Below are 26213 nucleotides of genomic sequence, written 5' to 3' on the forward strand. Positions count from 1 at the left end.
CACGACCGAGGACTTTGCCCTTGGCGTCAATCACGTACCAGTCACGTTTGACTTCGTGCGGCTTGGCCACAAAGGTCTTCATGATGGTTCCTAAATATTCAAAATAAGTCGCCGGGACATCCGGCAGACCCCTTCCCTGGCACGATAATCCTGCCTAAGCGTTGTACTTCGCCCGTGCAAATCGGTCAGAAAAGCCCACAATATTAACATACTTAGGGGATTTCCCAAACCAATTGATGTGTCTTGGTCTAGTGTCAGTGTTTCTTTCTTGATACGCGGGTCAGGTTCTGGGAGGGGATGTTTTGCTCCTCGTTGACGGTTCGGCGCCCTGCGGCGCCGAACATCGCATCAAGCTCAAAGCAAAAGGCCTGAATCCGGCACAGTACCGAATTCAAGCCTTTTCGCTTTTACTGCCAACAACTACTTTTTCTGGTTGGCCAAAGCAATGCCCAGATAGTTGTCGTACGAACCTTCAGCTACGCGGAACCATGGCACGATATTGTCACGGAAGCCCATATAGTTGTCGTGGATTTTCTTGAACATGGCGTTCTTGTCGCAGAACTCTTTATAGAGTTCATTGGACGCTTTGAACGATGCATCCATGACGTCGCGCGGGAATGCCTTCAAGACAGCGCCGCTGGCGATCAGGCGGCGCAACGCGGCAGGATTATTGGCGTCGTAAGAGCCCAACAGCGTGTTGCCGGCAGCACGTGTGGCGGTGTCGATAAGGCTTTGATAGCCCTTGGGCAGACTGTTATAGGCTTCGTTGTTGACGTACAAAGAAACCTGTGCGGAACCTTCCCACCAGCCCGGATAGTAATAATATTTGGCGACTTTCTGGAAACCCAGTTTCTCGTCGTCGACCGGACCCACGAACTCGACCGCGTCAAGCGTGCCCTTTTCAAGCGATGGGTAAATATCGCCAGGAGGAATTTGCTGAGGCACAACGCCCATGCGCGACAGGACTTCGCCAGCGAAACCGGCGGTGCGCATTTTCAAGCCTTGCAGGTCGGCTACCGACTTGATTTCCTTGCGGTACCAGCCACCCATTTGCGTACCGGTATTGCCCAGGGGGAAGTTAATGATGTTGCGCGGTGCGAACAGTTCGCGCATCAGTTTCATGCCATCGCCTTCATACATCCAGGCGTACATTTGACGAGCATTCAAGCCAAAAGGAACGGCCGTATCGAAACAGAAAGAAGGATCTTTGCCGTAGTAATAGTACGAAGCCGTTTGGCCGCATTCGACAGTGCGATTGCTGACCGCGTCCATGACGCCGAAGCCGGGGACGATTTCGCCGGCCGGATACAGACGGATCGAGAAGTTGCCATCGCTGGCTTCTTCGACCATTTTGCAGAAAGTTTGTGCCGTATTGAACAGCGGAGGAGTGGACGGCCCATAGGTGGACGTCATTTTCCAGCTGATTTTAGGATTGCTTTGCGCAAATACGGGTGCGGCGACGGTAGCCGACCCTGCTACGACCCCTAGCCCTGCTTTTTTAAGAAATGAACGACGCTGCATTACGAGCTCTCCTTTCGGCATTCGAATATTTTGGCGATAAAACTGCTACCGCGGGATATTACACCGTGTAGCAATTATTGTAACGAGGGTAAAACCCTTGGGTGTTACTGGCCGGCAATCGCCATTTCAGCGATAAGAATGGAGCCCGTGGTCTTGGAGCCACGAGTAATGGTGTCGGCGCCCACGGCAACGATTTGGCGGAACATGTCTGCCAGGTTGCCGGCTATGGTGACTTCCTGGACGGCGTGGCGAATTTCGCCATTTTCGACCCAATAGCCAAACGCACCACGCGAATAATCGCCACTGACATAATTAACCCCCTGCCCGATAAGTTCGGTTACCAGAAAACCGGTGCCCAACTTCTTGAGCATGGCGCGGAAATCATCCTTCTTTCTGGTAAGCCGCGACGTCAAGTGCAAGTTGTGCGACCCACCCGCATTGCCGGTGGACTTCATGCCCAGCTTGCGGGCCGTATAGGTCGACAGGAAATAGCCATTCAGCACCCCGCCCACCACCAGATCGCGGGACTGTGTGCGCACCCCTTCGCTGTCGAAGGGCGAGCTGCCCATCGCACCAAAGATATGCGGGTCTTCCGCGATGTCAATATGATCGGCCATGACGGGCTTGCCCAGCGCATCCAACAGGAAGCTTGCCTTGCGGTATAGCGCCCCGCCGCTACTTGCCTGCACCAGCGCACCCAACAGCCCTACAGCCAGCGGCGCCTCGAACAAGACGGGAAAGCGGCCCGTTTTAATGCGGCGTGCCGACATCCTGGACAACGTACGTTCAGCGGCGTAACGCCCCACGGCGACAGGATCGGCAAGATCGCCGGCCGCGCGCGCCGTGGTGTACCAGTAGTCGCGCTGCATGTTGTTGCCCCGCCCAGCTATGGGCGCCACCGAAATGCTATGTCGTGAATAAGGATACCCGCCCATAAAGCCCCGGCTGTTGCCCAGGATGAAATGGCCTTCATAGGTATCGACCGATGCGCCATCGGTGTTGGTAATGAGCGGGCTGGTATCGTGAGCGGCACTTTCAGCCTTGATAGCCAGTTTTGCGGCCTCTTCAGCCGAAATATCCCAGGGATGATGCAACTGCAAGTCAAGATAGTCGCTGGCAAGCTGGTCGGCATCAGGCAAGCCTGCGGCAGGATCCTCAGCGGTGTAACGCGCAATATGCCAGGCGGCTTCGACCGTTTCGCGCAATGCCTTGGCGGAAAAGTCAGATGTAGACGCCGAACCACGACGGTTTCCGGAAAACACGGTAACGTCCAATGACCGATCGCGTGTCTGCTCGACGGTTTCCACGTCGCTATTACGCACGGAAACAGACAGCCCGCGGCTTTCGGAAATTTCGGCAGCGGCATCCGAAGCACCCAGCGACTTGGCGTGCTTGAGGGCGTCGTTGACCAATTCACGGAAACGGCCTTGGTTTTCAGAGATGGGTAAAGATGATATGGATTGGTCGCTCATTGCTGCTCTTTCAGGTTAGACGGTTATCATAGCTAATTAAAGAACACTTTTTTGACTTCCATGCCAAACATTCCTGAAAATATTGAATTAGAGCCGGACGATTACGATCGGCCCAGCAAATCGCAGGTCAAACGAGACATGCTTGAGCTGCAGGAGCTAGGCAAGCAACTGGTCGAGCTGTCCACCGACAGGCTCAAGCAACTGCCGCTGTCCGAAACCCTCTACGAAGCCATCCGCATGGCGCAGCGCACGACCAGCCGGGAAGGCCGACGCCGGCAAATCCACTACGTGGGCAAGCTCATGCGCCATACTGACGCCGACGCGATCCGCACGCAACTGGATATCTGGGAAAACGGTTCGCGTGAACAAACTCGCGCCATGCACAGGCTGGAAGCCTTGCGCGACCTGCTGTTGAAAGATGACCAGGCCCTGACCGGGCTATTGGACGCTTACCCAGGGGCCGACGTACAACATCTTCGCACATTGATACGGGCCAGCCGCAAAGAAGCGCAAAACAATGCCGCCTTGCAGCCTGGACAGGATCCGCAGCGCAAGCACTATCGCGCGCTGTTTCAGGCCATCAAGGCACTTAACGACTCTACGGAACAAGAATGAGCTCAACACTACTGGAATGCATTGAAATCGAAACCCGCCCCAATCCAAGCCATGCAGTGATCTGGCTGCACGGACTAGGGGCCGACGGCAATGACTTCGCGCCGCTGGTGCCCGAGCTGCAATTGCAAAATGCCCCAGCCATCCGCTTCGTGTTTCCTCATGCGCCAGTGCAGCCAGTGACCATCAACAATGGCATGGCCATGCGCGCCTGGTACGACATTTTCGCTCCCGACCTTGTACGCCGCGAAGATGAAACCGGTCTGCGCCTGTCGCAATCGGCTGTCGAAGCCCTGATCGAGCGCGAAAACCAACGCGGTATTCCGACGGAAAATATAGTGCTGGCGGGATTCTCGCAAGGCTGCGCCATGACACTTCAGACAGGCTTGCGCCTGAAACAGAAACTGGCCGGCATGATTGGCCTTTCAGGATACTTGCCGCTGGCAGGCCTGACGGATGCCGAACGCCATACGGCCAACCAGGACACCCCGATTTTCCTGGCCCACGGCACCATGGACCCGGTCGTTGCCCTGCCGCGCGCACAGGCAACACAGCAAAAGCTGACTGAACTGGGCTACCAGGTGGCCTGGAAAACCTACCCCATGCAGCACTCGGTCTGCCTGGAAGAAGTCGCCGACATTTCGGCCTTCTTGCGCAAAGTGCTGGTATAGCCCGCTACAAACGGCGAGTCTCGCCAAGATCCAGCCATACCCGGCGCATGGTTGGATCCTCCTCGTCGTAATCGTTACGAAACCCAAGGTGCGTCATCAGGCTTAGCATGGGGCGGTTTGTTGCCAAGACCACCCCGTCGATATATGTGAGCCCTTGGTCCTGGGCAGCCTCGATAAGCCCGCCCATCAGTTGCGCCCCCAAGCCGCGGCGCTGCCACGCATCGCCGATGACCAATGCGTATTCAGCCCCACGCCCATCGGCATTACGAAGATAATGCGCAAAGCCGATGATCTGCTCGCGCGGATGGCCACGGTGCTCGGCATTGGGCACCTCTACAGTGGCAACCAAAGCCAGCTCGCGGTCATAGTCTATGCGCGTATAGCGCTCCAACATGCGCGGCGTCAGTTCGCGCATCATAGAAACAAAACGCATGTAACGCGACTCGTCGGACAGCCCGCGCACGAACTCTTGCAAAGGCTCGGCGTCTTCTGGGCGTATCGGCCGCAACAGCCACGGCTTGCCATCCTTGAAGGTCTTGGCCTGCACCAGACGGCGCGGGTACGGGTGGATCGCCATGTGCCGATAGCCCGTGGTTTCAGGCAACACCAACATCGTTTCAGACGTCACGCGGACACGAACATTATGTGCGACCAATTGCATATCGTCGGCGAACAACGGATCAATCATCAAAGAGTCTAAGGCGGGCACCTCGCTGACCAGTTCAGATACCCGTTCCAGCAACTCCAATAACTGATCGAATGCAGTCGGCGTCATTTGCCGGGAGAGCCCTTGATGCCAGACGCTGCTGCGCAGGACCAGCTTGCGCGCCAGGTAGCTGTTCAACGGGGGAAGGTCCATGGCGGTATGCGAGCCCGCAAAAAGCGCCTCTTGCCCACCGGGTCCGAAGGTAATGTAAGGCCCCAGCTTATCGTCGCGGCAGACCTGTATGCACATTGGCCTGCTGTCGTCGTGCTGGCTTGGCGCAATCTCGGCATCGACATACTGCAAAGGCGCATGGAAACACCCCAGCAATTGCCGGCACTCATCGGCAGTCAGGTCACGACGACGTTGGCTTTGAATGGTGCGCGTCAATGCTCTTGCCTCGTCGAGCCGCGGCGGTTTTCGCAACGGCACGGGTGGCAATGTTTGCTGCGATAGGGTCTGATTATAGTGATAGGACGCCAGAATACCGAACGCATTCGCGGCCGATTCGGGCGTGCGAAAAGCAGGCGTACCAACACTGTCAAGCACATGCCGCAAAGGCCGCATTGTGGCGTCGCCCATGAAGCAGGTAATAATCGGCTTGCGGGACTCGGGTGAGATCACCGCTAATTCCCGAGCTACGCTATGAAGATCAGATAACGGATCGGGCGCCAGCAGCACCAATACGCCATCAACGCCCGGGTCGTCGACCAGCAAGCCAATAATCTGTCGCAGCTTTTCAGGCGTCAGGGGCGCATAGGTAATAACGGGATTGCTGCTTGTAGCCCCCTCTTCAAGCAGTTCGCTCAGTGATTTGACGCTAGCCTGAGTCAAGTCGGCACGGAACACGGCCTCCGTATCGCCCATGACGTCCAACGCTAATTGTGCGGCCCCGTCTCCATTTGAAAAAAGCGCAATCTTGCGCCCGCGTGGGCGTCGGGTGTGAACCAATACCTTGATGGCAGAAAATAGCTGCACAAAATAACGAATCCGCACTGCGCCAACTCGACGCAACAAAGCATTGAACACTGCGTCTTGCCTCGATGGATCGTCGGCATTGTGGCCTACCTTCAAGACGATGACCGGTTTAACGCTGGCAGCGGCACGCAACGCGCTGGTGAAACGCCGCGAAGACGAGGTTTCTTCGAGATACAGCGCAATGCTATCCGTGCGTGGGTCCATCGCAAGGTAATCCAGCACGTCGGCGACATCGATGATGCTTTCGTCACCCAATGACACGACGGCGGAAAAACCCAGCCTGACGTCCTCCGCCCAGTCCAGAACCGACGCGGTAATAGACCGGGATTGCGCCACCAGGGCGACCCGCCCTCCCAGGCCAACATGCTGCTCATGGCTTAAATTGATACCCAGATGCGGCCGCTGCACACCAAAAGAGCGCGGCCCGAGAATCAGGCAGTCGTTGAGCTCGCCCCACGCCCGGCAATAAACCATATCTTCGATGGGATCCGTCGACGGGACGCTATGAGGCAATACTGTCAGGCAGCGCGGCCGGCAAGTTTTCAAAGTGGCGAGCACCTGCGGCAAGCGGTCGGGAGCCACACAAACCAGAGCCTGGTCGACCCGCATTCCGGCGCTTACGCCATTGAGCGATTCAGGCAGGCTGATGTCACCCTGCGGGGTGGTGTCAACAATGGTAATGGCATTTTTGAACGTACGCGGCACACTTTGCGCTATAGGCAGGGAGCGGTCGGAAAGCACCACAAGCGAACGAGGCTCGAACAATGCGGCAAGGCGATGTCGCGGCATACTGGATCCGGTTTAAACAAAAATTGGTCTGTACTCTAAAATAACCTATTGCTGCCATCTTGCACATGCCAATCCAACCGGCACACGCCTAAGCCTAACGACTAACAATGACCACGTCTACTTCTTCTACTATCCGCACACGCTTTGCTCCGTCCCCTACGGGTTACCTTCATTTAGGCGGTGCCAGAACCGCCCTGTTTTCATGGGCCTTTGCGCGCCACCACAAAGGGACCTTTGTCTTGCGCATTGAAGACACCGACCTCGAGCGTTCTACGCCCGAGGCCGTCCAAGCGATTCTGGACAGCATGGCCTGGCTGGATATGCAGCCGGACGAAGGGCCGTTCTACCAAATGCAGCGCATGGACCGATATCGTGAAGTCGTCCAGAAAATGCTGGCTGAAGGCACTGCCTACTACTGCTACAGCAGCCCCGAAGAAGTGGAAGCCATGCGCGAAAAGGCCCGCGCGGCAGGGCTGAAACCGCGCTACGACGGCACCTGGAGGCCGGAACCCGGCAAGACTTTGCCGGCTGCGCCTGCGGACCGCAAACCCGTGGTGCGCTTCAAGAATCCTCTGGAAGGCGCCACTGGCTGGAACGACCTGATCAAAGGTCACATCAGTTTTGACAACAGCGAACTGGACGACCTGGTTATTGCCCGTCCCGACGGCACGCCGACCTACAACTTCTGTGTCGTGGTCGATGACTGGGACATGCAAATCACACATGTGCTGCGGGGCGATGACCATGTCAACAACACGCCGCGCCAGATCAATATTTTACGCGCCTTGGGAGCTACGTTGCCCGAGTACGGCCATGTCCCCATGATATTGGGACCCGATGGCGAAAAGCTGTCCAAACGTCATGGCGCCGTCAATGTCATGGAATATGACAACGAAGGCTATCTGCCCGAAGCAATGATCAATTACCTGGCCCGACTGGGCTGGAGCCACGGCAACGACGAAATCTTCTCTCGCGAGCAATTGGTTGAATGGTTCGATACGCGAAACCTGAACAAATCGGCGGCGCAGTGGGATCCCAAAAAACTGAACTGGGTAAACGCCCACTATATTAAAAGCAGCAGCGACGCCGACTTGGCTGAACGCGTGGCCCCGCGCATCGTGAAAAAACACGGCAATCCGCAAGCAGTCGACCTGCCCGCCGTCATGGGCTTGCTTAAAGATCGCGCAGAAACCCTGAACCAGCTTGCCGATGGCGCCCTGCTTTTTTGCGGACCCTACACCCCGGCAAGCTCCGAGCTTAGGGCAGAACACATGGATGAAGCCGCGCTTGCCCTACTGGCCAGCTTCGCCCAACAGGCAAAAGCCCTTCCCGAATGGACGACAGAAGCCCTGGACGCTTTGATCAAGTCCATGCTGGCCGAGCATGGCGTAAAAATGCCCAAGCTAGCCATTCCGCTGCGCCTTGCAGTGACAGGCCAGAAACAAACACCCGCCATCGGTGCTGTTCTGGCGATTCTGGGCCGCGATCTGGTGCTGGAGCGCCTGGCCGCGATGTGACGCCCGGCGGGCTGCCTAGAACGGCAGCCTGTAACCGGGTGACATGCGCTTGGCCTTGATGGTTACGCCGTCCGGGCTTTTCAAGGTCAGCGACTGCCCGCTAGCTGCCACGATGGTGTAGCGGTTTGTGTAAATGGGATCGCTTGTTTCAATGGGAGCGCCATTGGACAACAAGGTTCGCAGCACCAGCGTTTGCTGATCCCGCTTCCAGCAACCCGCCTCGTCAATGCCCTGCGATGGGTTCTTGCCCCGCTTTAACTGCTCGGTGTAGGCCATTGCCCCATCAGGATGCAAAGTAAACAAGGTGCGCAATTCGCCGGCTACGCCTTTTTGCCTGTGCACACTTAACCAATTACCCACCAGGGCGTCGCCTGAAGCCGCAGCCTCGCATTTGGGCGTTTCTTTGACCGGCGGCGGTGGCGTTGTTTTGACGGGTACAGCACAACCCGCTACCAATGCGACCGCAAGCCCGGCAACAAAAGTGCGCGGGCGAAGCAGGAAATCGTACATATGAAGCCTTCCTTTAAACGCAAGATCGTGAACGATTTTAGCCTTATCCTTCAGATTCGCGCTTGATCAGACAAAACCACAATGCGCATGAGGAATCGCAAGGAAGATCCCAGGCCAAGTCCTACAATGTCTGTTGCTGATTTCTTTCTAGCGCCCGGAGCCTTCCCCCATGAGCTATTCCGTCCTGATCACCCTGCACCTGTTTGCCGCGTTCATATTTGTCGGCACGGTGTTCTTTGAAGTGCTGATCCTGGAAGGCATACGCAAACATGTTGCACGCGACGCCATGCGCGAGGTCGAAAGCGCCATCGGCAAGCGTGCGCGTCAAATCATGCCCTGGACGCTGCTAGTCTTATACAGCGCGGGTATCGGCATGGCGTGGCATTACCGCAGCATCCTGGCCCATCCGTTCGACAGCAGTTTCGGAACGCTGCTGACGATAAAAATCGTCCTGGCGTTAAGCGTATTGGGCCACTTCATCACCGCCATGGTGCTAGGCAGCAAAGGCCTGCTTAAAACACGCTATGTACAGCGCATACATATCAGCGTATTCACGCATATGGTCGGCATCGTACTGTTGGCCAAGGCCATGCTTTACCTTAAATGGTAGCTACAGCGGCAACTTCACATCGTGCTTGATTTCGCGTAGGGCCACAATGGTCCGCGTCTGGCGCACGCCAGGCAGGTTGAACAGAAATCGATGTAAAAAGCGGTCATAGGCTTCGGGGCTGGCCACCACTATTTTCAACAAGAAATCAGAGTCCCCGGTAACGGCGTAGCACTCCAGGATTTCCGGCGCATCGCGCACCGATCGTTCGAAATTCTCGACGATATCGGCCGAATGCCTTTCAAGGCTGATTTGGGCAAACATGCAACCTTGCAGCCCAACCTTATTGCGGTCGACTTGAGCGTAATAGCCTTGTATGACCTGGCTGGCCTCAAGCGCTTTTACCCGCCGCCACACGGGCGCCGCCGACAGACCGACGCTTTCAGATAATTGCTGGGCCGACGAACGCCCTTCTCTCTGCAGTTGCTGCAATATTTTTATATCTGTTTTATCCATTTTTAGCCGCCAAACGAAATGTTTATTTCAATAACTAGGGATTCTACGCTATGAAAAAGCAATAAAAACAGGGAGGCAAGTATCTATCATGGGTTAGAACACAAGGGTCTTTATCATGTCTACGCCCATCATCGATACACATTACCGCTTGACCGACAACCTGACTGCCAGCTCAGGCCGAATCTTCCTGACCGGCACACAAGCACTCGTGCGCATGCTACTGGCCCAACGCCAGGCAGACCGGCGGGCGGGGCTCAATACTGCCGGCTTTGTCACCGGCTACCGCGGGTCGCCCCTGGCTGGGGTCGATCTTGCCATGTGGCGCGCCAAGCAAGTCCTGGATGCGCAGCAGATCAGCTTCCTGCCCGCCATTAACGAAGACATGGCCGCAACCATCATCATGGGCACGCAGCAGGCTGGCGTACGCAATGACCGCAACGTCGATGGCGTCTTTGGCATGTGGTACGGCAAAGGGCCAGGCGTAGACCGCGCCGGCGACGCCCTGCATCACGGCAATGCAGCGGGCGCTTCAAAAAATGGCGGTGTGCTATTGATCGTCGGAGACGACCACACGGCAGCCTCGTCATCCATTGCCCATGCCAGCGAGACTTCTTTGCAGGCATGGAGCATTCCCATCATCAACCCTTCGTCAGTCGAAGAATATGAGTCATTCGGCCTTTGGGGCTGGGCGCTGTCGCGCTATTCCGGCGCCTGGGTGGCCTTCAAAGCGGTCACGGAAACAGTGGAAAGCGGACGATCCTTCGTCGTGGAGCCCGCAGCCGATTTCGCAATCGATGATGCCGACCCGCACAAAGGAGCGCTGGAATACAGCGCGCGCGAGTTTCTTACCCCCGCCATGGAAACCCGGATTGCCGACCGCCTGGTCGCGGTCAAGGCATTTTCGCGCCGACACAGTCTGGACCGGCTGATCCAGGCAGCTCCACAAGCCAAGCTAGGCATCGTCAGCACAGGCAAAGCCTATCTGGACACCCTGGATGCATTAACAGAGTTGGCTAGACAACACCCAAACACGCCGCTGCCCGCCCTGCGCCATTACAAGATAGGACTTAGCTGGCCAATAGACGAATCAGGATTCAAACATTTCGCCCAAGGCCTGGAGCACATCCTGGTCCTGGAAGAAAAAGCGCCGCTTATTGAGAGCCAGATCAAAGACATCTTGTTCAACGAGCGGGTGCGGCCCAGCGTTATCGGCAAACGGGACTGGGAAAACGAAGTCCTGATTCCGTCGACCGGGCAATTGCGCCCCGCCCTCATCGCAGGCGCCCTGCGCCGGTGGCTGAAACAGACAGCCGGGATAGCGCTAGGCGAATCCGGCTGTATGCCTTCGGCCCCTGTGCTGGCACCCCAAATCGGCCTGAGCAGGCGCCCCTATTTCTGTTCGGGCTGCCCGCACAGCAGCTCCACCAAGGTGCCCGAAGGCAGCCAGGCATTGGCCGGCGTGGGTTGTCACTATATGGCGACATGGATGGACAGAAACACCAGCGGGCTGACGCAAATGGGTGGAGAAGGCGCCGACTGGATAGGCTTGTCACGCTATATCAGCATGCCCCATGTTTTCCAGAACATGGGGGAAGGCACTTACTTTCACTCGGGCTATCTGGCGATAAGGCAAGCCATTGCCGCCAATGCCAACATGACCTACAAGATCCTGTTCAACGATGCCGTAGCCATGACGGGGGGGCAACCGGTGGATGGCGCGCTATCAGTGCCCCAAATATGCCAGCAATTGCTGGGTGAAGGCGTCAAACGCGTCGTAATCACCACCGACGATCCCGATAAATATCAGGATATCCCCCTGGTTCCCGGCGTCACCGTACATCATCGCCATAAGCTAGACGGCGTTCAGCGCGAACTGCGTGAAATCAAAGGCGTCACGGTGCTGATTCACGATCAGGCCTGCGCTGCTGAGAAACGCCGGCGGCGCAAGAACAAAACGCTAGCCGACCCTGCGCGCCGGCTTTTCATCAACACAGCGGTATGCGAAGGTTGCGGCGACTGCGGCACGCAGTCGAATTGCCTGTCCCTGGTCCCAGTACAAACCCCTTTCGGCCGTAAACGCGCAATTGATCAGTCCAGTTGTAATAAGGACTATTCCTGCGTCGACGGATTTTGTCCCAGCTTTGTCTCGGTTGTGGGAGGCGCGCCGCGGAAAGGTGGCCATGACAATAACGCAGGCGAACGCGAACGCATACAAGCACTGCTGCCCCAATTGCCATCACCTGCCATCAACACAACCGGTCAGCCATGCAATATCCTGGTGGCCGGCATAGGCGGCACGGGCGTCATTACTATAGGCGCAATTCTATCCATGGCGGCACACCTGGAAGGTCGCGCTGCGTCGGTTCTGGATATCACCGGCCTGGCCCAAAAAGGCGGCACTGTCATCAGCCATATACGTTTATCTCCTGACGCCCAGCCTACTGGCGCCGTGCGCATCGATACACAACAAGCCGACGTTGCCGTGTTTTGCGATATGGTCGCGGCCAGCAGTCCGGAAGCGTTGAAAACCCTGCAGCACGGCCAAACACTGGTAGCGCTGAATACGTATTTGGCGCCGACCGCTGAATTTACGCACGATCCGCAAATCAACCTCGACCCGCAGCCCCTGATCGACATGGTGCGCGAAACAGTTGGGGAATCGAATAGCTGGCTGCTGGATGCGCATAGTTTGGCGACGCAACAGTTCGGCGATAGCATCATGAGCAACATGATCATGCTGGGCCTGGCCTGGCAACACGGCGCAATTCCTGTCAGCGAAGCCGCGATCATGCAGGCGCTAAGCCTGAATGGAATCGCCGTGGAAGCGAATCAGAAGGCTTTCCGCATCGGCCGCCTTGCAGCCTGGCAACCCGACGCGTTCAAAATTCAAGCAACCACTGCTGAAAAGGCCGTCGTCATACACATGCCCGAGTCCCTCGAAAAGATTGTGGACCGCTGCCGTAACTCGTTGACCGCATACCAGAATGCGGCTTATGCGCAACGGTACACCGCCGTCGTGGAGGCGGTCCGGGCGGCCGAACAGGCGCTACGACCCGGGGCCAAGCCCCAATTAACCATCAACGTCGCGCAGTCTCTTCACAAACTGATGGCATATAAAGATGAATATGAGGTCGCACGCTTGTTCACCAACGGCGAATTTCGCCAAACGCTCCATGAACAATTCGAAGGCGACTTCACCTTGCAATTCCACTTAGCCCCGCCCTTGCTGGCCAAGCGCGACCCATTAACAGGCATTCCACGGAAAGTCACGCTGGGGCCCCAGACAGAAAGCGTATTCAAACTATTAGCCCGCTGCAAAGTGATCCGCGGCTCATGGCTCGACATTTTTTCGTATACTAGCGAACGCAAATTGGAGCGACAGCTGATCCGCGAATACCGGGAAGCCGTGTTAACCATGCTTGACTATTTAAGCACCGACAATTTTCCTATCGCCCTCGAATTGGCGGAACTACCACAGATGGTGCGCGGCTTTGGCCACATTAAGGCGGCCAATGTCGGAAGTTACCGGCAAAAACTGGATCAATTGCAGGCGCAACTTAAATCCGCTGTCATAAACGCTAACAACATATCGCCTGCCCTCGCAGCGAGCCGATAAAACCTTGCCAAGCCATGCCCCGCGTGCTTTACGTGGGCGTGCCCGTTACTCCATAAAAAACTTCAGAAAAAAAACAAAAAATCAAGCCCCTAACGGGCTTGATTCATATCAGTTCAATCACTACAATTAGTGCTTATAAAAAAACAAACCACAATATATAGTGGTCACGGGCCGTTAATGCTGTATTCAAACAAACTCGTGTTCACCTGCTAGTTGCAGTCCACCGTCACTAAATTTGCTGTCCACGCGCTGCCTACCGCACGCCAATCTCGCACAGGAGTATTCATGCAGACACCACAACCCGCCACAACCAAGTCCGAAAACGCGCCGCATAGCCAACCCACGGCCACAGCTGATCACGCTGCTGCCGGACAATGGGACAGCTTTCATATTATCCGGCGTAATGGCGCTGTAGGCAGCTTCGAACCAGGCAAGATCGCCATTGCCGTGACCAAAGCCTTCCTGGCCGTTCAGGGTGGCCAGGGTGCTGCTTCAGCACGCGTGCGCGAACTGGTCGAAAACCTGACCGAACAGGTAACCAATGCCTTGGTCCGCAACCGTCCAAGCGGCGGCACGTTCCATATCGAAGAAATTCAGGATCAGGTCGAACTGGCCCTGATGCGTTCAGGCGAACACGATGTCGCACGCGCTTATGTGCTGTACCGTGAAAAGCGCACACAGGAACGGGCGCTTAAGGCAACAAGCCAGCCTGTTATCACGCATCCAACGCTTAACGTCACCGACAACGGCGTGAAACGCCCGCTGAATCTGGGTCAGTTACAAGCCACCATTGCCGAGGCTGGGTTAAACCTGCCGCACGTTATTGATACCGACGCCATTCTCAAAGAAACGGTGAAGAATCTGTACGACGGCATTCCTGTTGACGAAGTTTTCAAGTCCGCAATTTTGTCCGCGCGCGCCATGGTCGAGAACGACCCGTCGTACAGCCAGGTCACCGCACGCCTTCTACTGCACACAATCCGCAAAGAGGTGCTGGGTGAAGAGGTCTCGCAAGCCGCAATGGTCACGCGTTACGCCGATTATTTCCCCGAGTTCATCAAGGTTGGCATCGAAGGCGGCCTGCTAGACAGCAAGCTGCAGGAATTCGACCTGGTCAAGCTGGGCAACGCTCTGAAATCCGAACGCGACCAGCAGTTCAATTATCTGGGTCTGCAAACGCTGTACGACCGCTACTTCCTTCATATCCGCGGCCGCCGCATCGAGCTTCCGCAAGTGTTTTTCATGCGCGTCGCCATGGGCCTGGCCCTGAACGAAGACAACCGTGAAACACGCGCCATCGAGTTCTACGAAATCCTGTCGTCATTCGACTTCATGAGTTCGACGCCCACGTTATTCAACTCTGGCACGCTGCATTCGCAATTGTCGTCTTGCTACCTCACCACCGTATCGGACGACTTGGCCGGCATCTACGACGCGATCAAAGAAAACGCACTGCTGGCCAAGTATGCCGGCGGCCTGGGCAACGACTGGACGCCAGTGCGTGCACTGCGCAGCCACATCAAAGGCACCAATGGCGAAAGCCAAGGCGTCGTGCCCTTCCTTAAAGTCGTCAACGACACTGCCGTCGCAGTGAATCAGGGTGGCAAGCGTAAAGGCGCTGTTTGCGCCTACCTGGAAAGCTGGCACTTGGACATCGAAGAATTCCTCGAGCTGCGCAAGAACACGGGCGACGAACGCCGCCGCACCCACGATATGAACACCGCCAACTGGGTGCCGGATCTGTTCATGAAGCGCGTAATGGAAAACGGCGAGTGGACACTGTTTTCGCCTTCCGACACTCCCGACCTGCACGATAAATATGGCCGGGCCTTCGAAGAAGCCTATGTCGGCTACGAAGCCAAAGCAGCAAGCGGCGAACTGACGCTGTTCAAAAAGATTCCTGCTACATCGCTATGGCGCAAAATGCTGTCGATGCTGTTTGAAACCGGCCACCCATGGATCACCTTCAAGGATCCTTGCAACATCCGTTCGCCTCAGCAGCACGTGGGCGTCGTGCACAGCTCGAACTTGTGCACGGAAATCACACTGAATACCAACGAATCGGAAATTGCCGTTTGCAACCTGGGCTCGGTCAACTTGGCTGCGCACCTGAAGCAAGACGCCAGCGGTCAATATGTGCTGGATCACGACAAGCTTCAGCGCACCATCACCACAGCCATGCGCATGCTCGATAACGTTATCGACATCAACTATTACGCGGTCGAGAAAGCACGCAACTCCAACGTGCGCCATCGCCCCGTTGGCATGGGCGTCATGGGCTTCCAGGACTGCCTGCAAATGATGCGTGTACCGTTTGCGTCGGACGCTGCGGTCGAGTTTTCCGATCGCTCCATGGAAGCAACTTGCTACTACGCCTACTGGGCTTCCAGCAAGCTGGCTGCCGAACGCGGCCATTACCAGACTTTCAAGGGGTCCTTGTGGGATCGCGGCATATTGCCTCAAGACACGCTGGCCATGTTGCGCGAAGAGCGCGGCGGCTACGTCGAGGTTGATGACAGCAGCACGCTTGACTGGGACAGCTTGCGCACCCACATCAAGCAGCACGGCATGCGCAACTCCAACTGCGTCGCCATTGCCCCTACCGCCACCATCTCGAATATTATCGGCGTGTCGCCTTGCATCGAGCCCAACTACCGCAACCTCTACGTCAAGTCCAACTTGTCGGGTGAATTCACTGTCGTCAACGACTCGCTGGTGCGCGATCTGAAAGAGCGCAACTTGTGGGACGAAGTCATGGTCGCCGATCTTAAGTATTTCGACGGCAGCCTTGCCCGCATCGACCGCATTCCCGCCGACTTGCGTGAGCTTTACGCAACCGCTTTCGAGATCAGCCCAAGCTGGGTTGTTGAGTGCGCCGCACGTCGTTCAAAATGGATAGACCAGGCTCAGTCGTTGAATATTTTCATGACAGGCGTCTCGGGCAAGAAGCTGGATGACACGTACAAACTGGCTTGGGTACGCGGTCTTAAAACCACTTACTACCTGCGCTCCAATGGCGCCACCAGCGCCGAAAAATCCACTGGCCGCGGCGGTGAACTCAATGCCGTCGCCAACGCCACCCATGGCCCCGCCATTGCGGCAGCAGCTTCCGAGCTTCCCGAACCCGAACTGATGGGCGACGCATGCACCATGCGCCCCGGCGACGAAGGGTTCGAAGAATGCGAAGCCTGCCAATAATCTGATACGGAAACCTATTATGTTGAACTGGGAAGACACCCCTACCACCTCACCCGCGGCAACAAACGGCAGCACAGGGGCTTCGGCCCCACGCGCTCCTGAAAGCCACGATGACGCGATCGCCGCGTCTGCTGCGGCAGCAAGCGCAGCGGCCGACACCGCGGCACGCGTGCGTGCTGCGGACAAACGCATCATCAATGGCAAGACCGACGTCAACCAGCTCGTCCCATTCAAATACAAATGGGCTTGGGAAAAGTATCTTGCCACTTGCGCCAACCACTGGATGCCGCAAGAAATCAATATGTCGCGCGACATCGCCCTTTGGAAGAATCCCAATGGGCTGACAGAAGACGAGCGACGTATCGTCAAACGCAATCTGGGCTTCTTTGTGACGGCCGATTCACTGGCCGCCAACAACATTGTTCTTGGCACCTATCGCCACATCACCGCACCAGAGTGCCGTCAGTTCCTTCTGCGCCAGGCCTTTGAAGAAGCCATTCATACGCATGCTTATCAGTACATCGTCGAAAGCCTTGATCTCGACGAAGGCGAAATTTTCAACGCCTATAACGAAGTGCCTTCGATACGCGCCAAAGATGAGTTCCTGATTCCATTCATCGATGCGATTGCCGACCCTCACTTCCAAACGGGCACGCCCGAAGCCGATCAAACACTGCTTAAATCGTTGGTCGTTTTTGCATGCCTGATGGAAGGTTTGTTCTTTTATGTTGGATTTACGCAAATCCTCGCGTTGGGCCGTCAAAATAAAATGACCGGCGCTGCCGAGCAATATATGTACATCCTTCGCGATGAATCCATGCACTGCAATTTCGGCATCGATCTGATCAATACCATCAAACTCGAGAACCCACATTTGTGGACAGCATCCTTTCGCGAAGAGCTTCATGATTTGTTCAGAAAGGCTGTAGACCTTGAATATGCTTACGCTGAAGACACTATGCCTCGCGGCGTACTGGGTTTGAACGCCTCGATGTTCAAGTCGTATTTGCGTTTTATCGCCAATCGCCGTTGCCAACAAATTGGCCTGGAAGCGCAATTTCCGCAAGAAGAAAACCCCTTCCCATGGATGGCCGAAATGATTGATCTCAAGAAAGAACGCAACTTTTTTGAGACACGAGTCATCGAATATCAGACCGGTGGTGCATTAAGCTGGGAATAATGCTTGGAATAGAGCAAGGGCTTACGTTAGACTCTAGGCGTGCAAAGTACTAAGTGCTTTGCACGCTTGCGCCATTTGAGATGGGTCGCACCCAACGTGGGGGCCATATCAAATGGGTGGACGTTCTCTCTTCGACTTAATCTCAAGGAGCATTATTATGGCAACAGCCAAGAAGGCCGCAACAAAAACGGCGACCAAAAAGACGGCACCCGCCAACAAGGCAGCGCCAGCCAAAAAAGCTGCTGATAAAAAACCCGTAGTCGCTAAACAAGCGGCATCCGCCAAGAAGTCCACCCCCGCAGCAAAAAAAGCGGTTGCCACAAAAGCAGCACCTGCAAAAAAAGCAGCAACCAAAACAGTAGCAAAAAAAGCAGCGCCAGCTAAAAAAGTCGCAACCAAAGCTGTTGCGAAAAAAGTAGCGCCAGCCAAAAAAGCCGTAACCAAGGCCGTAGCTAAAAAAGCTGCACCAGCTAAAAAAGTCGCGACCAAAGCTGTAGCCAAAAAAGTAGCGCCTGCTAAAAAAGCAGCAACCAAAACAGTAGCCAAGAAAGCAGTGCCTGCTAAAAAGGCCGCAACCAAGGCCGTAGCTAAAAAAGCAGCACCTGCTAAAAAAGTCGCAACCAAAGCTGTTGCGAAAAAAGCAGCGCCAGCTAAAAAGGCCGCGACCAAAGCCGTAGCCAAAAAAGCAGCGCCCGCCAAAAAAGCCGCAACCAAGGCCGTAGCTAAAAAAGCTGCGCCAGCTAAAAAAGCCGCGACCAAAGCCGTAGCCAAAAAAGCAGCACCAGCCAAAAAAGCCGTTGCCAAGAAGGCAGCCGCCAAACCGGCAGTGACTAAGGCCGCTACAAAAAAAGCAGCCCCGGTTAAAGCTGTAGCTGCAAAGAAAACGGTAGCCAAAAAAGCAGTTGCTGCAAGCAAAGCAACCCCAGCCGCGGCGGCACCAGCCAAAGCTGCACCAGCTAAAAAAGCCGCCGCGCCCAAGAAAGCCAGCGTCAAAGCCGCAGCCAAGGCCACCAAGGCAGCCACTGCAGCGCCCGACAGCAAGAAAACCGTGAACCCTGCGGCCTCTTGGCCCTTCCCAACCGGCGGCCGTCCTTGATCGTTTAAACCGTTACTGCCGTGGGCTGCTCCCACGGCAGTAATTAAAGATCACGCCATCCGTACAAAAAATGGCTTGGCCATTTCTAAAACTGCCCGATAATATCGGGCAGTTTTACGTTGGAAGTTGACGCTATACCGTCTGCTCTGGTCGTGCGACAATGGCGCTTCTGAAATTCCATGTGGCTTAACCATGTTCAGCGATGTCTTGCAGTTCCTCATTAATATTATTTTTTCCCTGTTTGGCATTGCGCTAATCATTCGCGCATGGATCTATGCTATCCGCCTGCACCCATTCAATCCCTATTCTCAGGCCGTATTACGCACGACTGAATGGCTGGTTCAACCAATACGCAAAGTCGTTCCACCCGGCAATCGCATTGACTGGCCAAGCTTGCTGGCCTGCTGGCTGACTTCGCTGATTTTCCTGCTGGCAGCCTTACTGGCGTCAACAGGCCAATTACCTTCGGCAAGCAGCCTGCTTCCTATTGCATTGACAGCACTGCTGACGGTGCTCAAGTGGACATTCAATCTGATTTTATGGATCACACTGATCCAGGCGATCTTATCGTGGGTGAACCCGCTGGCGCCAATCATGCCGGTATTGCAAACCTTGACGGCACCTTTGCTTGATCCGATACGGCGCATTTTGCCAAACCTTGGCGGACTGGATCTGTCGCCACTGGTGCTGCTTGTACTGGCCCAGGTGGCCATGATGGTGCTGCAGAGCCTGGCTTTTTCCCTGCTAGGGGTCTAGCAGCATTGAATGTGCCGGATCAGGGCCATTGGCCGCGATCCGGCAAAGTGCACATTTACATAGGTACCACACGTGTCGGGCCATTGCCGCTGATCAGGCGTACGCGCTGCCCAACGCCAATTGCCACATCAGCCGCCTGGGCGATGACCCGCGTTTCGCCATTATCGAGACGCACAGTGATCTCTTGCCCTTGGGTTTGCCCCACTCGGTTTTCAACGGCGTTGCCGGCCATCGCGCCAAGAAGCCCACCGCCAATGGTGGCCAGGATGTTGCCGGTTCCGCCCCCAATTGTGCTGGCCGCCACACCGCCCAAGGCGCCGCCGGCAATGACGCCCGCGCCACTGGAGCTGTCTTTCTGGATCGTGACGCCACGAACGGCCTCTACGGTACCTGTGCGAACAATTTGCTCGCGCTGCGCTTGCCCGTAGCTGTAGACGGAGCTGGACGCAGTGTCGTTGGCGCACGCGGCCAGCACCGACAGCGAACCCACCAATACGGTCAAGGCAACAAGCCTCGCCGGACGTGCAGCCGAGCGCCGAAAATTAGATGAAATCATAAAAAACTCCTTGTAAAACAGCTGGGCCAGCAAAGAACCGGCCACTTGCCTAACCCAATAAATTCAGGCCGTAATGCTGATTAAGGGCTGCACTGATATCGGCACGCGAAGGTCGGTGATTCTGGGGCCCCCGTGAACCAATTTTAAAACTACCCATTACGTTCGCCAAGCGACACGCGTCAACCAGGCTCCAGCGCTGTGTAAGACCATACAACAATCCTGCACGGTGGGCATCGCCGCACCCGGTAGGATCGACCACAAATTCGGCTTTGACCGGTGCGATGTCTATGGTTTCTCCACCGGTATAAAGCGTAGCGCCTTCGCTGCCGCGCGTAACAACGACCGCTTGCAAGGATTGCGCAATCTCCGACATGCTTCGCCCGGTACGCTGGGCTACTATGCTGGCCTCATAATCGTTAGCGGTGAGTATCTGCGCAAGGGTAAGCATTTCATTCAGGTCGTCGCCTGAAAACAAAGGCATGGCTTGTCCAAGATCAAACACAAAAGGAATACCTTGCGCATGCAAGCGGCGAGCGTGCGCAAACATGCCGTCCTTGGCATCTGGCGCAACAATCCCCCACGCTGCGGGATGGCCTGTCAGGTCGTTTTCCGCCGAGACCATCATGGCGCCCGGATGGAACGACGCAATCTGGTTGTTGTCCAGATCGGTCGTGATAAAGCATTGAGGTGTGTATAAATCGGGTATGACACGGATAAGGCTGGTGTCTATACCCAGATCCTGCAGATAGGAAAGGTAGTCCGCTGCATCGGCGCCCACCGTACCAACAGGTAGCGGATTACCGCCCAGCAGACGCAAGTTATAGGCGATGTTGCCCGCACATCCGCCATACTCCTTGCGCATTGTCGGCACGAAAAACGATACGCTCAGCGACTGAATGTTATCGGCCAGGATATGTTCTTTGAAGTGTCCTTCGAATACAGCAATAGTGTCAAATGCCACCGATCCGCAGACCAAAACCTTGTCAGACATTACATCCCTTATGGAAAAAATTTACCTAATTGATAACCGTTGATCTTTAGATCATTCAAGACAATAGGCACCCCGACCGTGATTTCGCTAGAAGCGGCAAAAGGATGCTGCAACATCTCGGAAGGCAAGTAATTGGCAGGTGCAAGATTTTTCCTGACCACTACGGTACCGGAAAAATCGGTCAGATCCAGCACCAGCGTAGGCCATTCTTGAGGCTTGTCGTAAGCGTTGCGCAGTGTCAGCTGCAAGGTCATGGCGCCGGAAGCATCTGTCGCTCCTGGTGTCGTCTTGAGCGACGAAGACATGATGGAAATTTGATCAATGCGGCGCACATAGGCCACTTTGCAGTTCAAGGATGCGCATGCCTGAGTCAGAACCGGGCGCAATGCCGGAATCTGATTGGCGATTTGCGCACGGTACACGTACATCAGTTGCGCGAATAACAATAACAGCCCTGCAATGGTCAGCACACCCCAGAATAGCCTAATCGCACTACGAAACCGGGGCTCATCGCCCAGGAATTCCGGTATGGGTGCATCATCATGCAGGGAGGTTCGCGGATCGATATACATCGACCCGGGCGTAGACTTTGCACTGACGACGGGATCCGGCCGTTCGGCAACATCCGGCCGTACCGGAACATGGATAACGGGGTCCGGCCTTTCCGGCACGGAATTCCCCACTTTGAAAACGGGATCTTGGCGATGCCCAGCATCGGTATCGCGCGCCGGTGCGGAAATACTGAATGCGGGACCAGTGCCCGATTGAGGTGCAGCCTTGGGCACCACAGGTTCCACCGCAGGCACAGGCTCTTCTTTTGCCGGACGTTGGCGTAGCACGCTAGGCATGACCGGCTCTGTGCGGACCGGGGTTGCAGCGACCGACGCGACAGCCACAGGGGCAGCTGCTGCGACAGCCGGCGCTGGTTTGGCCACACCAGATGCGCCGTTGCCAGGAACGACCGCTTCGTAGCCATCGAAAATATTCGCGCACTCAACGCAGCGGATATAACCTTTGCGCAATTGCAACTGTTCGAGGCTTGCCGAAAAAATAGCGCCGCATCGCGGGCAACGGGTGGTCAAGTCCATATAAATAAGAAAATCTTCCGAACCTCAGGCTGTTCTTTGCCCATGCAAGCAAACCCAACCTTCCCGGGCACGCCACACCTGCATGGCCAACCATGGGGCGTAAGCTTGTGCGACCTCGTTAGCCTGGCGTTCTAGTACGCCTGACAGGACAAGATGGCCACCTGGCAATACGCGATTGGCAAGCATGGGCGCAAGCACCTTCAAAGGATTGGACAAAATATTTGCCACTACAACCTGCGTTTGTCCGCCAGGCAGTTCATCGGGCAGCATGGCCAAAACCTCGACCCGATTGACCTTTGCATTGTAGCGGGTGGACTGCACCGCCTGTTCGTCGATATCGACAGCCTGGATGGGGCCGGCGCCCAACAGCTTTGCGGCAATAGCCAGAATACCAGAGCCGCAGCCGTAATCCAGCAGCGATTCGTTACCGTGCAAATTCTCCGCCAGCCATTCCAGGCACAAATGTGTGGTCGGATGACTGCCGGTACCGAATGCCAAGCCCGGATCCAGCTCAAGGTGGATGATGCCATCGTTGCTTTCAACGTCCCGGTCGGCCGCCACGGGCACGTCCGGATCGTCGCGATGCCAGCTGGGAACGATCCAGATACGCGTACCGACTTGAATCGGGCCGAATTGCGCTTGGGTCAAACGCACCCAGTCGGCATCCGGCACATCGCGCAGCGACCACTGATCATCCTGGTAGTCGGCAACACCCGCGTCACGTAATTGTTCCAGAATCTGCCTTGGATCAAGGCCATCCGGCAACAACGCCACGACCCGGTTCCGATTCCAGGCTTGCACCTGGGGCTCCATACCCGGTTCTCCGAATAAGGGGTTCTCAATATCGGTATCGCCATCGGCGTCTTCTACCGAGACAGACAATACGCCGGCTTCCAACAACGCATCCGAAAGGGCTTCGGCTTGTGCTTCGGGGCAAATCAGCACGAGTTCGCGCATAGTTTCTTCCGTCAAGAAAACAGGGGCCAAGCCCCTGTTTGTAAAGCTGCTGTCCAGAATGCTTAGGGGCGTTGAGCTAGCTTCTGTTCGAGGTAGTGAATACTGGTGCCTCCCTCGGCAAAGCGCGCATCCGCCATGAGTTCACGGTGCAAGGGGATGTTGGTTAGCACGCCTTCGACAGCCATTTCCGATAACGCAATTTTCATGCGTTCGATTGCCTGATGGCGCGTATCGCCATAGGTAATCAGCTTGGCGATCATGGAGTCATAATTAGGCGGCACCATGTAGCCGCTAAATACATGCGAATCCATCCGGACGCCGGGGCCGCCGGGAGTATGCCAATTGGTAATGCGCCCTGGGCTGGGCGTGAACTTGAAAGGATCCTCGGCATTGATGCGGCATTCGATAGAATGGCCTTTGATCTGGATATCGCGCTGACGCAAGGTGAACTTTTCGCCGGCGGCAATCAGGATTTGCTGCTGTACCAGGTCAATACCGGTAACCATTTCGGTAATGGTGTGCTCAACCTGTATGCGCGTGTTCATCTCAATGAAGAAGAACTCGCCGTTTTCGTACAGGAATTCAAACGTACCCGCGCCGCGATAGTTGATTTTCCGGCTGGCCTCGGCGCACCGTTCACCAATGCGCTCGATGAGTCGGCGTGGAATACCCGGAGCAGGCGCCTCTTCGATGACTTTTTGGTGACGACGCTGCATGGAGCAGTCGCGCTCGCCTAGCCATATCGCATTGCGTCCGCCATCAGCCAGAATTTGAATTTCGATATGGCGAGGATTTTCCAGGAATTTTTCCAGGTAGACCTCGGGATTATTAAAAGCAATCCCGGCCTCGGAGCGCGTCATGGTGACGGCGTTCAACAAGGCGGCTTCCGTATAGACCACACGCATACCGCGACCGCCCCCGCCACCCGCCGCTTTAACAATAACGGGATAACCGACTTCACGGGCGATACGCATGACTTCCTGCGGGTCGTCGGGCAACGCGCCCTCGGAACCTGGCACGACAGGCACGCCGGCCGCAATCATGGCCTGCTTCGCACTGACTTTGTCGCCCATCAGGCGTATGGATTCTGGACGAGGACCAATAAACACGAAGCCGCTTTTTTCGACGCGCTCGGCGAAATCAGCATTTTCCGCCAAAAATCCGTAACCAGGATGTATGGCTTCAGCATCCGTGACTTCGGCTGCCGAAATAATGGCGGGCATGTTCAGATAGCTGTCTCGTGCGGGAGCCGGGCCGATACATACCGACTCATCGGCCAGACGCACATATTTGGCGTCGCGGTCGGCTTCGGAATGGACCACCACGGTTTTGATACCTAGCTCGCGGCAGGCACGCTGGATACGCAGTGCGATCTCGCCGCGGTTGGCAATGAGAATTTTTTCAAACATGAATTAGCCAATAACAAACAAGGGTTGACCGTACTCGACGGGCTCGCCGTTTTCGACCAGAATTTCCTTGATGACACCGGACTTATCAGCCTCGATTTCGTTAAGGAGTTTCATGGCTTCGATAATGCAGATAGGCTCGCCTTCTTTGACCGATTGTCCGACCTCGACAAAAGGCGAAGCGCCTGGATTGGGCGCGCGATAGAACGTGCCTACCATAGGAGCCTTGACCGTATGGCCGACCGGAGCAGCTGGAGCGGCAGGTGCCGCTGCAGCGGCGACAGGCGCTGCAGCCGGGGCAGCTTCGGGGGCATAGGCCACGGGCTGCACAGTCTGCGAAAATTTGACAATTCTTACCTTGCCCTCACCTTCGGTGATTTCGAGCTCGGCTATACCTGACTCGGCAACGAGGTCGATCAAAGTTTTCAGTTTTCTTAGGTCCATACGAACTTCCCGTGACATTGCTCTGCCGCCATGGCGTAAAGCAAACGTAATGATTAAAAATTAAAAGAAGGTTGACTTGCGCCTAGTTACTTAAAGCATAGCGCAAGGCGGCTTCGTATCCGAAGGCGCCCAGCCCTGCAACCACCCCTACCGCCGTATCGGACAAGTATGAGTGATGGCGGAAAGGCTCTCGTTTATACACATTGGACAAATGCACTTCGATAAAAGGAATATCGACAGCGGCCAGTGCGTCTCGCACGGCAACGCTGGTATGAGTATAGGCCGCAGCATTAATCAGAATAAAATCCGTTTGATCCTGGCGGGCGGCCTGGATGCGGTCGACCAGTTCGCCCTCGTGATTACTTTGGAACGCCTCGCAAGTGGCTCCATTTTCTGTAGCCAATTGCTGCAAACGCTGATTAACGTCGGTCAATGTATGCCGCCCATAAACCTCTGGCTCGCGAGTACCGAGCAGGTTAAGGTTGGGGCCGTGCAAAACAAGAATGTGCTGCGCCATTATGGATATTTTGTGAAGACAGTCCGTCTTTTTACGCTAAATAGGTCTGTTTGTCCATTTAAGCCTGGCGAATATAAACTGTTGAAACAAGAAGATACCTGCCTATCACGACAACATCAAATCATGTTTTTTATGTAGGCATCCAGCTCGTCGGGTTTGATTTGACCAAGTATTTGGGTGGCAATTTGCCCCTTTTCGTTGAAGACAACGGTAAAAGGCAGCCCCCCTTGTTTATTGCCCAAAGCGCGCATCAACTGAATGCCTCCGTGCCCTGCGACCAGCAGAGGGTAGGACACCTGCACTTTCTGGATAAATTTCTCGATGTTGACTTGGGTATCTACGGCCAGGCCCACAATATGCACCCCCGGATACTTGGCGTGCAGATGATCGAGATCAGGCATTTCCTTGACGCAAGGCGCGCACCATGTTGCCCAGAAGTTAAGCACCAGCGGCTTGCCGAGATATTTAGTCAACTCGACCTGACTGCCCTGAAGATCGGGGAAGCCATTTGCATAAAAAGGGTCGGGAGGCACTGCGCCAGCATATGCCCACTGCAGCGGCAACGAGGCGCC

The 26213-nt window shown here is 55.7% G+C and carries 21 protein-coding genes and 2 pseudogenes; 9 read left to right on the forward strand and 14 right to left on the reverse strand.

Annotated features, from left to right (window positions below; translation table 11 throughout):
- The 3 genes and pseudogenes from rplM to pmbA all read right to left on the reverse strand — a co-directional run.
- Positions 1–82, reverse strand: a pseudogene (gene rplM / locus ABWO67_RS10170) (50S ribosomal protein L13); the annotation flags it as partial.
- A gap of 338 nt (positions 83–420) precedes the next feature.
- Positions 421–1521: a TRAP transporter substrate-binding protein gene (locus ABWO67_RS10175; protein ID WP_353151233.1), complete on the reverse strand. Its 1101-nt coding sequence runs from the start codon at positions 1519–1521 to the stop codon at positions 421–423.
- A gap of 104 nt (positions 1522–1625) precedes the next feature.
- Positions 1626–2993, reverse strand: coding sequence for a metalloprotease PmbA (gene pmbA, locus ABWO67_RS10180; RefSeq protein ID WP_353151236.1), 1368 nt, complete (start codon positions 2991–2993; stop codon positions 1626–1628).
- 60 nt (positions 2994–3053) lie between these two features.
- On the opposite strand from pmbA, the gene yjgA reads away from it, so the two are divergent.
- Positions 3054–3608, forward strand: a complete 555-nt coding sequence (gene yjgA, locus ABWO67_RS10185; RefSeq protein ID WP_353151239.1) for a ribosome biogenesis factor YjgA — start codon at positions 3054–3056, stop codon at positions 3606–3608.
- Positions 3605–4276: an alpha/beta hydrolase gene (locus ABWO67_RS10190; protein WP_353151242.1), complete on the forward strand. Its 672-nt coding sequence runs from the start codon at positions 3605–3607 to the stop codon at positions 4274–4276. Before yjgA ends, ABWO67_RS10190 begins: the two co-directional genes overlap by 4 nt.
- A gap of 4 nt (positions 4277–4280) precedes the next feature.
- On the opposite strand, the gene ABWO67_RS10195 is transcribed toward ABWO67_RS10190, so the two are convergent.
- The gene (locus tag ABWO67_RS10195) at positions 4281–6746 is read right to left on the reverse strand and encodes a bifunctional acetate--CoA ligase family protein/GNAT family N-acetyltransferase (protein ID WP_353151245.1); all 2466 of its coding nucleotides are present in this window, start codon (positions 6744–6746) and stop codon (positions 4281–4283) included.
- A 107-nt stretch (positions 6747–6853) separates the two neighbouring features.
- On the opposite strand from ABWO67_RS10195, the gene gltX reads away from it, so the two are divergent.
- Positions 6854–8263, forward strand: coding sequence for a glutamate--tRNA ligase (gene gltX, locus ABWO67_RS10200; RefSeq protein ID WP_353151247.1), 1410 nt, complete (start codon positions 6854–6856; stop codon positions 8261–8263).
- 15 nt (positions 8264–8278) lie between these two features.
- Here gltX and ABWO67_RS10205 read toward each other — a convergent pair whose 3' ends face one another.
- Positions 8279–8773, reverse strand: a complete 495-nt coding sequence (locus ABWO67_RS10205) for a hypothetical protein (protein ID WP_353151250.1) — start codon at positions 8771–8773, stop codon at positions 8279–8281.
- A 169-nt stretch (positions 8774–8942) separates the two neighbouring features.
- Between ABWO67_RS10205 and ABWO67_RS10210 the strand changes: the two genes are divergently transcribed.
- The gene (locus ABWO67_RS10210) at positions 8943–9383 is read left to right on the forward strand and encodes a CopD family copper resistance protein (RefSeq protein WP_353151253.1); all 441 of its coding nucleotides are present in this window, start codon (positions 8943–8945) and stop codon (positions 9381–9383) included.
- Here ABWO67_RS10210 and ABWO67_RS10215 read toward each other — a convergent pair whose 3' ends face one another.
- Positions 9384–9836: an Lrp/AsnC family transcriptional regulator gene (locus ABWO67_RS10215; protein ID WP_353151256.1), complete on the reverse strand. Its 453-nt coding sequence runs from the start codon at positions 9834–9836 to the stop codon at positions 9384–9386.
- 115 nt (positions 9837–9951) lie between these two features.
- Between ABWO67_RS10215 and ABWO67_RS10220 the strand changes: the two genes are divergently transcribed.
- The 5 genes and pseudogenes from ABWO67_RS10220 (at position 9952) to ABWO67_RS10240 (ending at position 19682) form a co-directional block, all read left to right on the forward strand.
- Complete coding sequence (locus ABWO67_RS10220; RefSeq protein ID WP_353151259.1) at positions 9952–13452, forward strand: indolepyruvate ferredoxin oxidoreductase family protein; 3501 nt, start codon at positions 9952–9954, stop codon at positions 13450–13452.
- Positions 13453–13737: 285 nt separating this feature from the next.
- The gene (locus ABWO67_RS10225) at positions 13738–16650 is read left to right on the forward strand and encodes a ribonucleoside-diphosphate reductase subunit alpha (protein ID WP_353151262.1); all 2913 of its coding nucleotides are present in this window, start codon (positions 13738–13740) and stop codon (positions 16648–16650) included.
- A 19-nt stretch (positions 16651–16669) separates the two neighbouring features.
- On the forward strand, positions 16670–17830 hold the full coding sequence (locus ABWO67_RS10230) for a ribonucleotide-diphosphate reductase subunit beta (RefSeq protein ID WP_353151265.1): 1161 nt from the start codon (positions 16670–16672) through the stop codon (positions 17828–17830).
- Between the two features lie 409 nt (positions 17831–18239).
- Positions 18240–18926 (forward strand): annotated as a pseudogene (locus ABWO67_RS10235) (hypothetical protein); the annotation flags it as partial.
- 192 nt (positions 18927–19118) lie between these two features.
- Positions 19119–19682, forward strand: coding sequence for a YggT family protein (locus ABWO67_RS10240; protein WP_353151270.1), 564 nt, complete (start codon positions 19119–19121; stop codon positions 19680–19682).
- A gap of 55 nt (positions 19683–19737) precedes the next feature.
- On the opposite strand, the gene ABWO67_RS10245 is transcribed toward ABWO67_RS10240, so the two are convergent.
- The 8 genes from ABWO67_RS10245 to ABWO67_RS10280 form a co-directional block, all read right to left on the reverse strand.
- Positions 19738–20238 (reverse strand): outer membrane lipoprotein, encoded by a 501-nt coding sequence (locus ABWO67_RS10245; RefSeq protein ID WP_353151273.1) that lies wholly within the window; start codon positions 20236–20238, stop codon positions 19738–19740.
- A 49-nt stretch (positions 20239–20287) separates the two neighbouring features.
- Positions 20288–21229 carry a carbohydrate kinase family protein gene (locus tag ABWO67_RS10250; protein WP_353151276.1) on the reverse strand — a complete coding sequence of 314 codons (942 nt, stop codon included), beginning with the start codon at positions 21227–21229 and terminating at the stop codon, positions 20288–20290.
- An 8-nt stretch (positions 21230–21237) separates the two neighbouring features.
- The gene (locus ABWO67_RS10255; RefSeq protein WP_353151278.1) at positions 21238–22317 is read right to left on the reverse strand and encodes a zinc-ribbon and DUF3426 domain-containing protein; all 1080 of its coding nucleotides are present in this window, start codon (positions 22315–22317) and stop codon (positions 21238–21240) included.
- Positions 22318–22341: 24 nt separating this feature from the next.
- Positions 22342–23274, reverse strand: a complete 933-nt coding sequence (gene prmA / locus ABWO67_RS10260) for a 50S ribosomal protein L11 methyltransferase (protein WP_353151281.1) — start codon at positions 23272–23274, stop codon at positions 22342–22344.
- Positions 23275–23336: 62 nt separating this feature from the next.
- A complete protein-coding gene (accC, locus tag ABWO67_RS10265; RefSeq protein WP_353151283.1) occupies positions 23337–24683 on the reverse strand; it encodes an acetyl-CoA carboxylase biotin carboxylase subunit in 1347 nt (448 codons plus the stop codon).
- 3 nt (positions 24684–24686) lie between these two features.
- Positions 24687–25124: an acetyl-CoA carboxylase biotin carboxyl carrier protein gene (accB, locus tag ABWO67_RS10270; protein ID WP_353151286.1), complete on the reverse strand. Its 438-nt coding sequence runs from the start codon at positions 25122–25124 to the stop codon at positions 24687–24689.
- Between the two features lie 82 nt (positions 25125–25206).
- Complete coding sequence (aroQ, locus tag ABWO67_RS10275; protein WP_353151289.1) at positions 25207–25641, reverse strand: type II 3-dehydroquinate dehydratase; 435 nt, start codon at positions 25639–25641, stop codon at positions 25207–25209.
- Between the two features lie 116 nt (positions 25642–25757).
- The coding region (locus ABWO67_RS10280) for a TlpA family protein disulfide reductase (RefSeq protein WP_502929996.1) at positions 25758–26213 on the reverse strand (456 nt) is incomplete at its 5' end.

Source organism: Pollutimonas bauzanensis (genome assembly GCF_040393045.1).
Taxonomy (GTDB): domain Bacteria; phylum Pseudomonadota; class Gammaproteobacteria; order Burkholderiales; family Burkholderiaceae_B; genus Pollutimonas; species Pollutimonas bauzanensis_A.

Bases quoted from the DNA above. Each gene is read 5' to 3' on its own strand.
- accB (WP_353151286.1), bottom strand. From the start codon at position 25,124: ATGGACCTAAGAAAACTGAAAACTTTGATCGACCTCGTTGCCGAGTCA.
- gltX (WP_353151247.1), top strand. From the start codon at position 6,854: ATGACCACGTCTACTTCTTCTACTATCCGCACACGCTTTGCTCCGTCC.
- prmA (WP_353151281.1), bottom strand. From the start codon at position 23,274: ATGCGCGAACTCGTGCTGATTTGCCCCGAAGCACAAGCCGAAGCCCTT.
- accC (WP_353151283.1), bottom strand. From the start codon at position 24,683: ATGTTTGAAAAAATTCTCATTGCCAACCGCGGCGAGATCGCACTGCGT.
- ABWO67_RS10220 (WP_353151259.1), top strand. From the start codon at position 9,952: ATGTCTACGCCCATCATCGATACACATTACCGCTTGACCGACAACCTG.
- ABWO67_RS10245 (WP_353151273.1), bottom strand. From the start codon at position 20,238: ATGATTTCATCTAATTTTCGGCGCTCGGCTGCACGTCCGGCGAGGCTT.
- ABWO67_RS10215 (WP_353151256.1), bottom strand. From the start codon at position 9,836: ATGGATAAAACAGATATAAAAATATTGCAGCAACTGCAGAGAGAAGGG.
- yjgA (WP_353151239.1), top strand. From the start codon at position 3,054: ATGCCAAACATTCCTGAAAATATTGAATTAGAGCCGGACGATTACGAT.
- ABWO67_RS10190 (WP_353151242.1), top strand. From the start codon at position 3,605: ATGAGCTCAACACTACTGGAATGCATTGAAATCGAAACCCGCCCCAAT.
- ABWO67_RS10255 (WP_353151278.1), bottom strand. From the start codon at position 22,317: ATGGACTTGACCACCCGTTGCCCGCGATGCGGCGCTATTTTTTCGGCA.
- ABWO67_RS10230 (WP_353151265.1), top strand. From the start codon at position 16,670: ATGTTGAACTGGGAAGACACCCCTACCACCTCACCCGCGGCAACAAAC.
- pmbA (WP_353151236.1), bottom strand. From the start codon at position 2,993: ATGAGCGACCAATCCATATCATCTTTACCCATCTCTGAAAACCAAGGC.
- aroQ (WP_353151289.1), bottom strand. From the start codon at position 25,641: ATGGCGCAGCACATTCTTGTTTTGCACGGCCCCAACCTTAACCTGCTC.
- ABWO67_RS10250 (WP_353151276.1), bottom strand. From the start codon at position 21,229: ATGTCTGACAAGGTTTTGGTCTGCGGATCGGTGGCATTTGACACTATT.
- ABWO67_RS10240 (WP_353151270.1), top strand. From the start codon at position 19,119: ATGTTCAGCGATGTCTTGCAGTTCCTCATTAATATTATTTTTTCCCTG.
- ABWO67_RS10175 (WP_353151233.1), bottom strand. From the start codon at position 1,521: ATGCAGCGTCGTTCATTTCTTAAAAAAGCAGGGCTAGGGGTCGTAGCA.
- ABWO67_RS10225 (WP_353151262.1), top strand. From the start codon at position 13,738: ATGCAGACACCACAACCCGCCACAACCAAGTCCGAAAACGCGCCGCAT.
- ABWO67_RS10210 (WP_353151253.1), top strand. From the start codon at position 8,943: ATGAGCTATTCCGTCCTGATCACCCTGCACCTGTTTGCCGCGTTCATA.
- ABWO67_RS10195 (WP_353151245.1), bottom strand. From the start codon at position 6,746: ATGCCGCGACATCGCCTTGCCGCATTGTTCGAGCCTCGTTCGCTTGTG.
- ABWO67_RS10205 (WP_353151250.1), bottom strand. From the start codon at position 8,773: ATGTACGATTTCCTGCTTCGCCCGCGCACTTTTGTTGCCGGGCTTGCG.